At 35.3% G+C, this 10,445-nt stretch carries 10 protein-coding genes; all 10 read right to left on the bottom strand.

The genetic code is table 11. From position 1 onward, the window contains the following. Nucleotides 1–85: 85 nt before the first annotated feature. Nucleotides 86–367 carry a hypothetical protein gene (locus ACESM9_RS05970; protein WP_372996283.1) on the bottom strand — a complete coding sequence of 94 codons (282 nt, stop codon included), beginning with the start codon at nucleotides 365–367 and terminating at the stop codon, nucleotides 86–88. Nucleotides 368–384: 17 nt separating this feature from the next. After that, the gene (locus tag ACESM9_RS05965) at nucleotides 385–1,041 is read right to left on the bottom strand and encodes a hypothetical protein (protein WP_372996281.1); all 657 of its coding nucleotides are present in this window, start codon (nucleotides 1,039–1,041) and stop codon (nucleotides 385–387) included. A gap of 360 nt (nucleotides 1,042–1,401) precedes the next feature. Continuing rightward, complete coding sequence (gene rlmH / locus ACESM9_RS05960; RefSeq protein WP_372996279.1) at nucleotides 1,402–1,881, bottom strand: 23S rRNA (pseudouridine(1915)-N(3))-methyltransferase RlmH; 480 nt, start codon at nucleotides 1,879–1,881, stop codon at nucleotides 1,402–1,404. Nucleotides 1,882–2,055: 174 nt separating this feature from the next. Next, nucleotides 2,056–3,201 carry a S1C family serine protease gene (locus tag ACESM9_RS05955; protein WP_372996277.1) on the bottom strand — a complete coding sequence of 382 codons (1,146 nt, stop codon included), beginning with the start codon at nucleotides 3,199–3,201 and terminating at the stop codon, nucleotides 2,056–2,058. Nucleotides 3,202–3,388: 187 nt separating this feature from the next. Beyond that, the gene (locus tag ACESM9_RS05950) at nucleotides 3,389–4,183 is read right to left on the bottom strand and encodes an MBL fold metallo-hydrolase (RefSeq protein WP_372996275.1); all 795 of its coding nucleotides are present in this window, start codon (nucleotides 4,181–4,183) and stop codon (nucleotides 3,389–3,391) included. 65 nt (nucleotides 4,184–4,248) lie between these two features. Next, entirely contained in the window at nucleotides 4,249–5,511 is a 1,263-nt protein-coding gene (locus ACESM9_RS05945; protein WP_372996273.1) for a UDP-N-acetylglucosamine 1-carboxyvinyltransferase, read from the bottom strand. Between the two features lie 184 nt (nucleotides 5,512–5,695). Then, on the bottom strand, nucleotides 5,696–6,586 hold the full coding sequence (yycI, locus tag ACESM9_RS05940; protein ID WP_372996271.1) for a two-component system regulatory protein YycI: 891 nt from the start codon (nucleotides 6,584–6,586) through the stop codon (nucleotides 5,696–5,698). A 37-nt stretch (nucleotides 6,587–6,623) separates the two neighbouring features. After that, nucleotides 6,624–8,054 (bottom strand): two-component system activity regulator YycH, encoded by a 1,431-nt coding sequence (gene yycH, locus ACESM9_RS05935; protein ID WP_372996269.1) that lies wholly within the window; start codon nucleotides 8,052–8,054, stop codon nucleotides 6,624–6,626. 15 nt (nucleotides 8,055–8,069) lie between these two features. Next, the gene (locus ACESM9_RS05930; protein ID WP_372996267.1) at nucleotides 8,070–8,582 is read right to left on the bottom strand and encodes a hypothetical protein; all 513 of its coding nucleotides are present in this window, start codon (nucleotides 8,580–8,582) and stop codon (nucleotides 8,070–8,072) included. Nucleotides 8,583–8,672: 90 nt separating this feature from the next. Continuing rightward, nucleotides 8,673–10,442 (bottom strand): ATP-binding protein, encoded by a 1,770-nt coding sequence (locus ACESM9_RS05925; protein WP_372996265.1) that lies wholly within the window; start codon nucleotides 10,440–10,442, stop codon nucleotides 8,673–8,675. Between the last annotated feature and the right edge of the window lie 3 nt (nucleotides 10,443–10,445).

Genomic DNA, 10,445 nt, shown 5'->3' with positions numbered 1-10,445 from the left:
AATCTTAAAATTTTTATCAAAGCGTTTCATTGATGGACACCTCCATATATTATGGTTTTATTATACCAACCATTCTCTGTGTCCATCAAACCGGGGTAAATTCAGTAGTCATTCGAAGTGTTTTTGTATCATGTATAAAGTCCTGTAAATCATCTATCTCTTTAATGAGTTCATATAAGGGTATTTCAAATACTGGTAAGAATATTCCATCATAAATCGCACATTTTTTTATAGGATATACTTTTAAAACTTCCTGTAATCCATAATCAAAAGTAATAATTGAATATAGCACATATCTTGCATTTAATGGCTTAAGCGTTGCCATTAAAAATTCTAAATGCCTTAGGTGAAACAAATCCCATGCCATGCCAGAAATATGTTTTACTATATCTTTGCAATTCGGTTTGATTTTTTAAAAAACTTTTCAATTCTTTTATCATGTGAAAGAAATAGATAGCATATAGCAATTTCTCTTTCTAATATACATCCTATTTCCTTATTTACGAATTCCAATAACATGTTTATTTTAAACTTTATACCTTTATTACGGTATTGTAATTCAATTATTGCCGTCTTTAACAATAATGCTTTTATTGCATGATGTCGCTTCCATAAAGTTTCAACTTGTGGTACTCTGCTTTTATTATTCATTGTTCTAAAAGCATCATCAGTTAATAGTTTTAACTCATCATTTGATTTTAAATAACTTATTGCTCCATTTTTTAGATATTGATTTATATCTAAAGCTTTGAACCGCTCACAAGCTAGTAAGTTCTCATAAATTTTTACTTTTTCTTCATTAGTGTTCATTTTTTGGGAATTTTCTAGCATATACAAAGAATAGTCAAAATTTATATCATTCTTAATTAAATAATCAATAAAATATTTTGATACTTTATTTACTTCTGTGGGATTTTCTGTGAAAATATCTCTTAAATAACTTACTGTCTGTGTATCTAATGCTATACATGCGTCAATGTTATATCTTGTACTACCAGTCCTAAACATTTCATTACATGTATCAGAGTCTATCACAAGCATTTTAGTAGCAGTTGTTAAACTATGTATATGGAAGTTATCTATTTTTTGATATTTTAAAAAAATGGAATATCCGTACCTAATTCATTGGAAAATAGTATAAATCTACATTCTTTGAGCAATCGATAATGATAATAATACATAACCATAGCTTCAAGAGGGTCCGCACAAGCTAAGACATCATTTATAGCAGTCATAATATCATTTGAAATCATAAAATCTCTCCCCACTTTCTCTTGAATATTAGTTATATATAAAGTATTGTAAATATACCAACTAAGTGTTGATGTAGTCGTAATTATTTCTTAAACTCGTATTTAAGGTAAAACAAGAAACGGTCCTACTGTTTTACATCCTATGTACTTACTTATGATAAACTTCTCCTCGCATTATCTTAAATCCCCTATATATCTGCTCCAATAGTATTACCCTCATAAGCTGATGGGGAAATGTCATAGGTGAAAAAGACAGTTTGTAGTCTGCTCTTCTCAATACTTCATCACTCAAGCCTAAGGAACCGCCTATGATAAAAGCAATATTGCTCTTACCTCTTATTCCAAGACTATTTATGAACTCCGAAAAACCTTCAGAAGAAAGCATTTTGCCGTCAATAGCCAGGGCAACTACATATGTATCATTTTTAACATGCTTTAAAACAGCCTGGCCTTCTTTTTGCTTCACAGCTTCTTCCTCAGCACGGCTCATGGTTTCTGGAGCTTTCTCATCAGGCACTTCTATTATCTCCAGTTTGCAATATTTTGAAAGCCGTTTGGAGTATTCCGAAACGGCTTCTTTCAAGTATTTTTCTTTTAATTTGCCTACAGTGATTATGCTAATATTCATCAAATGCACTCCTCGTATAATAAGTTTATCTTAGTATTTATACTAATAAATCTATATCAATCGGCTTGTTAATACCCATGATATAATTGAACTTCTGGGATATATGGCGCTATTTCTCTTGTAAATTTTTCCGAATATTCTGATTAAGGTACAAAAGAACCGTCCCCAATGCCTCTATTTGCCTTGTAGCACAGCTTCTGTCTCCAGTTTTCTTCCGTTTCTCTCGTATTTGATATGCACTGTGTCTCCAGGTTTTTTGTTATATAAAACACTTCTGAGTTTAAGCATAGTATTTACTTCTACATTGTCAATATGGGTGATTATATCCCCTTCTCTAAGCCCTGCGCTTTCTGCTGCAGAACCTCTGATTACCTGATGTATATAAAGTCCTGACTTTATTTCTATGTCAGTTTCATAGTAGCCTACTATTTCTTTGTCTAATGTATATATTCCCAGATAAGGTGGGTTGAACACTCCATCTTCAACAAAATGTTTTATTACTGGTTTAGTAACATTAATGGGTATGGCAAAGCCCAGTCCTTCAGCTGAAGCTTTCACTGTGTTTATTCCTATTATCTTGCCTTTGCTGTTTATAAGCGGTCCTCCGCTGTTGCCTGGGTTTATTGCAGCATCAGTCTGTATCAGATCTTCCATTATGGTATTCTGGTCTACCATTATACTTCTGTTTAAGCCGGACACTATTCCTTGGGTGACAGTCCTCTCATATCTAAGACCAAGTGGATTGCCAATGGCTATAGCAATTTCACCTACTGTCAGTGCATCCGAGTCTCCCAGCTCAGCTGTAGGTAGATTATTTGCTTCAACCTTTACCACAGCTAGGTCAAGTCCTACGTCCTGCCACAGCACATTCCCTTCCAGTTCTCTTCCGTCAGCTAAATAAACTGTTAGTCTGCTTCTGCTATTTCCTACAACATGTGAATTGGTCAATATGTATCCTCTCGGATCAACTATTACTCCCGAACCAACCCCTTCAGTGTACCTTGCTCCGAAGAAAAAATCCCTTTGCATGGTTATTGTGCTTATACCTACAACCGTAGGCATAACCTTCTTAGCAACTGCTCCTGCCACAGTAATATCTTCAGTTGGGTTTATGACAATTTGCTGGACTGCGGCTCCTCCAGTATTATTGGGTACAGGGGTGTATTTACCATAAAGATATACAGGCGCTATAACTGCCATTATGAATCCACCAATTATTGCACCTATAAGGCCTACTGCAAAGTATGCCAAACCGCTGCCTCGTCTTCTCCTCTTTATGAATTCTTCCGGAGGTCCATAAAAGCCATTATAATTATCCATCTATTCACCCTCTTTATATAAAAATTAGGCAGTAATTTTTATGCTTCTCGCTTCTTGCCTCTAGCTTCTAGCTTAAAATAAACCTTAAGTCAGGAGCTAGTGGGCTAACAGCTGGTGGTTAAAAATGCTGCACATCTACTTATATATTATACCCTTTGCAACCATATTATCCCTATTATATAATAGCCTAAAAGGAGAATACTTTACTTATGGTGCATCTTGGAGCTATATCTAAGGTCACATCTTTCTGAACTATAATACCTTTTTGTTCCATAATTCCTTTTACTGTTTCATATGCCAACTGTGGAAAGTTATTTTCTCTGCTTAAGTGTCCCAGCATTATTTGCTCCACTCCCAAGTCTGCAAGTTCACAGGCAGCATAGCCTGATGCCTCATTGGATAGATGTCCATGGTCACCTAATATTCTTCTTTTCAAAAAATATGGATAACTGCCCATCTTCAGCATCTCAATGTCATGATTTGCCTCCAGCATTACAAAAGTAGATCCTTTTAAAGCGTCCTTCACGGTTTGACTGAAATAACCCAAATCTGTAGCTAGTCCTAATTTTCGACTGCCAAAAGAAAAAGTATAGCCCACAGGATCGACAGCATCATGAGAAATTGAAAAAGGAGAAATGATTATATCATCTATTGAAAATTCTTTTGTTGTTTCAAAAACTTTAATGTTTTCTGCTTTTACTTTGCCTATATTACCATCTAATGCTTCCCATGTTTTGCAGTTGGCATATATAGGTATGTTAAGCTTCCTAGACATGGCACCTATGCTTTTCATATGGTCTGAGTGCTCATGGGTTACAAGTACTCCTTTTATGGAACTATTGCATATCCCTATATTCTTAAGATTTTCTAAAATACTTTTGCAGCTTATGCCCGCATCCACTAATAGACCTGACTTTTCATTTCCAACATATATACAATTACCGCTACTACCGCTTGCTATAGAGCAAAATCTCAATGTCATAACTCTTCCCCCATAAAAAAAGGCAATAGCCCAAACTTTTCGGTCTACGCCAGATTAATATATATCTAGTCTTCTTCGGAAACCCTTTTTATTTTGGCTCCTAATTCTAACAGCTTTCTTTCCAGTCTTTCATAGCCTCTCTCTATATGAGCTAGATTACTTATTATAGTTTCACCTTCTGCAGATAATCCTGCTACCACCATAGCAGCCCCTGCTCTAAGATCTGTAGCACATACCGGGGCTCCAGATAATTTTGGTACACCCTCTATAACTGCAATCCTGCCCTCTACATTTATTTTGGCTCCCATCTTTTTTAGCTCATCTACATGTTTAAATCTGCCGTCATATATACTTTCGTTGATTATGGCTGTGCCATCTGCAACGGATAAGAGTACGCTCATGGGCTGCTGTAAATCTGTAGGAAAGCCCGGATAAGGCATGGTCTTAATATTGGCTGCCTTTGGCCTACCATTTGCAATTACTCTCAGAGAATCCCCATTTTCTATAATTTCAACACCCATTTCCTTCATCTTTGCACTGATAGAGTCCAAATGGGTAGGTATAATATTCTTTACAAGTACATTCCCTTTTGAAGCTGCAGCAGCGATCATATAGGTTCCTGCTTCCATTTGATCAGGGATGATGGCATGCTCACATCCACCCAATCGCTCTACACCTTTTATCTTTATTTCATCAGTTCCTGCACCCTTTATATTAGCCCCTAAAGCATTGAGAAAGTTGGCAGTATCAACTATATAGGGCTCCTTGGCAGCGTTTTCTATAGTTGTAGTTCCTTTTGCCATACATGCTGCCAGCATTATATTAATAGTAGCTCCAACGCTTACAACATCAAGGAATATAGACGCCCCTACAAGTTTATCTGCTTCCGCTCTGATTATACCGTGCTCAATGGTTATCTTAGCCCCGAGGGCTTCAAAGCCCTTTATATGCTGATCAATAGGCCTTACTCCTATGTCACAGCCTCCGGGAAAGGGTACCTCTGCTTTCTTAAAACGACCTAACAAAGCTCCTATAAAATAATAAGAGGCTCTTAGTTTTTTGGAAAGTTCGAAATCCACTTTATATGTATCGATATTATTGCTATTAACAATGAGCTTGTCATGTCCTTCTCGCTCCACACGAGCTCCTAGCTGTATAAGAATATCTATTATATTCGAAACATCTTTAATATCTGGAAGGTTTTTTATGGTGCATGTCTCACCTGCCAATATGGCTGCAGGCAATATTGCTACAGCTGAATTTTTTGCACCACTTATGTTTACTTCACCTTTTAAAGGGTGACCGCCTTCTATAATCAACTTATCCAATTGTTTCTACTCCTTATCCATTGTAGTTCAGTGTTAAATATATAATTATATTCTATATTATATCATTATCAAAATTATTTGATAATATAATAAACACGAATAACAAAAGGCTTCATAATCAAAGGATTTTATATATTGAAGCCTTTTATTATTATACCATACTGCTAATATTTTGCACTATTTTTTATTTTTTTTCAACTGTACCATTATAGGCATTTATGTATATATTACCCATATCTGTCTTTATCCTCCATGAAGGTATGGCAGTACCCTCCTCAACTTCAACAATATCAAACTCTTCCACCTGTTCTATATCCGTATCAAAATAGTATCCCAGGCTTATATCGAATATGGTCACAGTTTTGTTATCTACCTCAGGCTGTTGTGCCAGTTTATCCGCTAACTTAAGCAGAGCTCTCATTGGATCCATTATCTCTTTCTTAGTCTTGCCATTATTCTCTACTTCAAACCATAATATTTTCATATAGGCTACACCTTCATTAGTAGCCATAACATCCAAATAGCTTTCATCCAGGAAAGTATCCTTATAGCCTTGGCTGCAACTTAGTTTCACATAGCTCCTATCAATATTTTGTGTACTGTCGTATAAATCCTTTCCTTCTATTCCTAACTTCTTCAAAAACATTTCTATGCTGCTTAAAGCAGCTTTGTCATCCACTTCCTCAGCTTTATTCTCCATCAATTTTTTATTCGTATATATGAATTCACCATTTCTGTATATTTCTATATATATCCTATCATCTTCCATGATTTGCCTATCTTCGTAATCCTTTATTACTACTTCTTCAGGGTCATGAAAAAAATTCTTCAAAGCATATTGGCTGTCGAAATACTTATATTTGACAGTAAGTGGTGCCTTAGGAGAGCTGGCTTTAGGAATAAGACATCTCACATATATTCCTTGTTTTTCAAGGTACTTAATTACTTCTTTTGTGCTCTCCTCATCTATCATTCTATTATTTCCCAAAATCCCTGGGTATAGTTCATATAAAAGGAAAATATCTGCAATTAGAAAAAGAATAATCAATATAGTTTTTGCTCTTGACCAATTCATTTTGTTCAGCCCCTTTCATTTTGGGGATATTTGGTCCTTAATATGGTTCAGACAGTATAACTCCTGACTCCGCATTCATTATATATCTGCCTGCAGTATTAAAGGAACCTTCTACCTGCACCTCTACAACCCAAACAGGTATCATGGAAGTAGGGTTACTCAATCCATATTCAAGATATGACAAGTATATATCTTTTATCATTATATCATCAATATCTATTTTTTTATCATGAATTAATCTTATAAACAGAATATCAATTATTTCCAGAGGATTTTTCAGACTCCTATCTTGTCCACTGACTTTGATATTCTTGACCACTCTTCTATACCTTTTGACTTCTCCGTTTACTATCTCAACTTCTATAGGATTATCCATATTTACTTCATCATTTACTATTGGTATTCCTTCATATCTATAATTATATCTTATTATACAACTATATAGCTTATTGCCTATGGTTGTTTGTTCAATAGAAGAAATGTATGAATCCTTGGGAAATCCCATATGACTATTTACAAAATTCGTTGCAATATTTATAGCATCCATTATAGTGAAATTACTTATATCATTCCTTGATTGGGTAGAGTAACTTACATATTCTATAACTCCTGATTTGCTGATTCTTACTCCTTGTTTCTCCCCGTCTGTATATATAACAGTTCCTGCAGGGTCCACAATGCTTCTCAAGGTTGATGGGTCTTTAAAAAAGTATGCTGCAATGTCTTCAGATGTGTTTATATCCGTCTCAGAATAGGAAGACAGTTTTGGCATAGAGTGTTTGTCTATGTCGGTAGGTATGAATACAATATCACTGTATCTTTCTGAATCCACATCATTTAAAAATATATAGGAATAAGGTTTGCCTCTGTTTATCATATCTACCATAACTCTGATGCTGCTTTTTAGCGATTTAGACTTAAATTCATATATGCTGTTATCTGCCTTATCAACTATGTATAAATTATTGCTGTCATAGCCTACCACTACCGTATCTATGTTTTTTATTTCCTGCCAATTGGGGTTATCTATTCCAAGAATACCTGCAAAGAGTCTATAATCGTAGGCAAAAGGAAATTGAAGCTCAACACTTCGTCCAGCCCTTAGCTTTTCCATATAATCCAATTGACGCTTTTCTAACTCCATTCCTTCCTTGGTTTCAAAAACTACAGAAAGCATTTCCCTTGTATCATCCAGAATTCTGTCATAAATCATTCCTACTTCTGTTTCGTTGAGAAGAAGAGTGCGTTTGCCATTGTCGTTAATAATAAGCTTTTCTGGTTTTATGAAACTTGCCTTGTCATTATCGGAGCTTAGGAGCTCGCTGGCCTTGTCCCCTTTGTTTTCAGACATAATAAAAATACCCTCAATGGATATATTCAACCATATTTGGGTAGTCAAAACTATACTTATTACAACCAGACAAAAAAGAACTATTGATTTGAGTCTTTCCAATTTCAACTTTACCATTCCCTGACTATATTATTAAAATTCTAGATTAAGTCTATCAAATATTAAGTCACCGATTTTTTCGGTAATCTTTTGGTTATCTATATATTCTATCTCTAATTCATAAGGCTCTTCGTTGTCTGCTTCAACAACTATTTTATTTTTACCAGGTTTTATATTAACAGATATGCCAAAAATTCCAGACAGACCTACCTGACAGCTTTTGGTATGTTGTAGCAACCATTCTCCATCAGTATTCTCTTCACTAATATTATCTTTATCTTTAAAAACAATGGATTGCCCATCGCCAGATTTATACCAGTACGTGCTTATGGTAATATTAGTACCTTCCAATGCTTTTCCTTTGATAGATAGCTTTTTATTGCTATATTTTACAGGTTGCTCCACTTCTTCAATTCCATTTACAAAATCAAAAACAGGTATAGGATCATCTAATCTTCTTGCATATACGCTTGCAATAGAAGATAGCATCATAACAAATACCATAGTAAAAGCAAATATAATTTTAATGGATTTGCCTCTGAGCATTGGAATTCCCTCCATGAATTAACCATAATCTTAGTATTCGATTTTATTATACTATACAATTGTTACAATCGTATTACAGTAAAATTAAGGTTAATTTACACCTGAAACAATAGGTAGCATAATTGTCACCCAAGTTCCTTCTCCATATATGCTGTCTAGAATTATTCTGCCTTTATGAGCTTCTATAATTTCCTTGGCAATTGACAGGCCTAAGCCTGTGCCCCCCAGCATCCTGGAACGAGCTTTATCAACTCGGTAGAATCTTTCAAACAGTCTATTCATGTCTTTCTTCGGTATTCCTATGCCATTATCCTTTACCTTTATACAAATATATTCTTCTTCTTTCCACATTGATACATTGATTTTACCTTTTTCTTGAGTGTATTTTATTGAGTTGCTTAGTATATTTATTATAACCTGTTCTATCCTGTCTTTATCCCCAATAGTTTGAGGAATTTCATCATTTATCTCCAAAGTTATGCTTTGATGCTTTTGCTTTGCGGGAATATCCATCTTATAGACACAATCGGTGAGTATTTTCGTCAAATCAATCTCTTTCATGTTCCACTGAGCTTTATCATAATCCAATCTTGAAAGCATCAGCAAATCCTTTACCAATCTGGTCATCCTGTCAGATTCGCTGTCAATTACATTGAGAAACTTTAATGTCATGTTTTTATCCTCTAAAGCTCCATCCAACAAAGTTTCTGTATAACTTTTGATTGTAGTTAGAGGTGTGCGAAGTTCATGGGAAACATTGGCCACAAATTCTTTTCTCATCCTGTCAAGGTTTTCCTGATCTGTTACATCCTGAAGCACAATTATAGCACCTGCAGTCTCAGCTGCTTCGTTTTTAAAAGGAACAACGCTGTATCTTATTGTTGAATCTCCTATACTAATCAAATCATTTTTCTCTTTACTATCTGTGAACATATCTTCGTGTTTAAAGGGTAGCCCAAGCATATCGGTAATATCATCAAAACTCTTGCTGGCTACATCCTCCTGCGTCAGCTTAAAAAGCTTAAAAGCTGCCGGATTGGCGTGAAGTATGGTACCATCTATGCTCACAGCAATAACTCCATCGGTCATATAAGTTAGTATGGTCTCCATCTTCTCCTTCTCGTTATTCATTTCATTTAATGTTGACTTCAACCTGACAGTAAGATAGTTGAACATTTCTGTAAGCTTTCCTACCTCATCATCGGACCTTACAGGAATTATATGGTCAAAATCTCCCTTTGCAAGCTTCTCAGCCTTTGATGTAACTTCTTTTATAGGACCCGTTATTGTTCGTGAAAGTATACTTCCCATTAGCACGGTAAAACACAGTGCCCATATGGTGGCACTGGTGAGAATGCTCTTTATATTGGCTATGGATTTATTTATACTTGTCAAATTAACATTAAGATAAATTGCTCCACGAATCTCATTATCATCAGCTATTATAGGTACTGCGATACTTTTATAGTTATTCTTGAGATCTACAATTCTGTTAAAGTCCTCTGCCACTTCTCCTTCCAGTGCTTTGGAGATTATTATGCTGTCCTCTGCTGGATCTCTTAGTTCTCCCCCCTGGCGAGCAACATGTCTCTTATCTTTGTTGAAAACATAAACGGATTGAATCTGGCCTACATGACCAGCATACCAGGATTCCACTATGCCTTGAACATCATATACTCCAGCCATTTTATCTTCCAGCATATGTTCCAGGTAATTGGCTTTGGATATCGTATTGTTTATCGCATTGTCCAATTGATCTTTTTCAACAGCTTGTATTATATATACCCCGATTATAGACATAGCAAGCCATACCAATAAGACAAAAATTATTACCATCTTCCATTGGATGCTTTTTAACATCTA

Source organism: Lutispora sp., assembly GCF_041687175.1.
GTDB lineage: Bacteria > Bacillota > Clostridia > Lutisporales > Lutisporaceae > Lutispora.
Note: the sequence above shows the minus strand (reverse complement) of the source record. Positions and strands in the feature narration are given on the sequence as shown.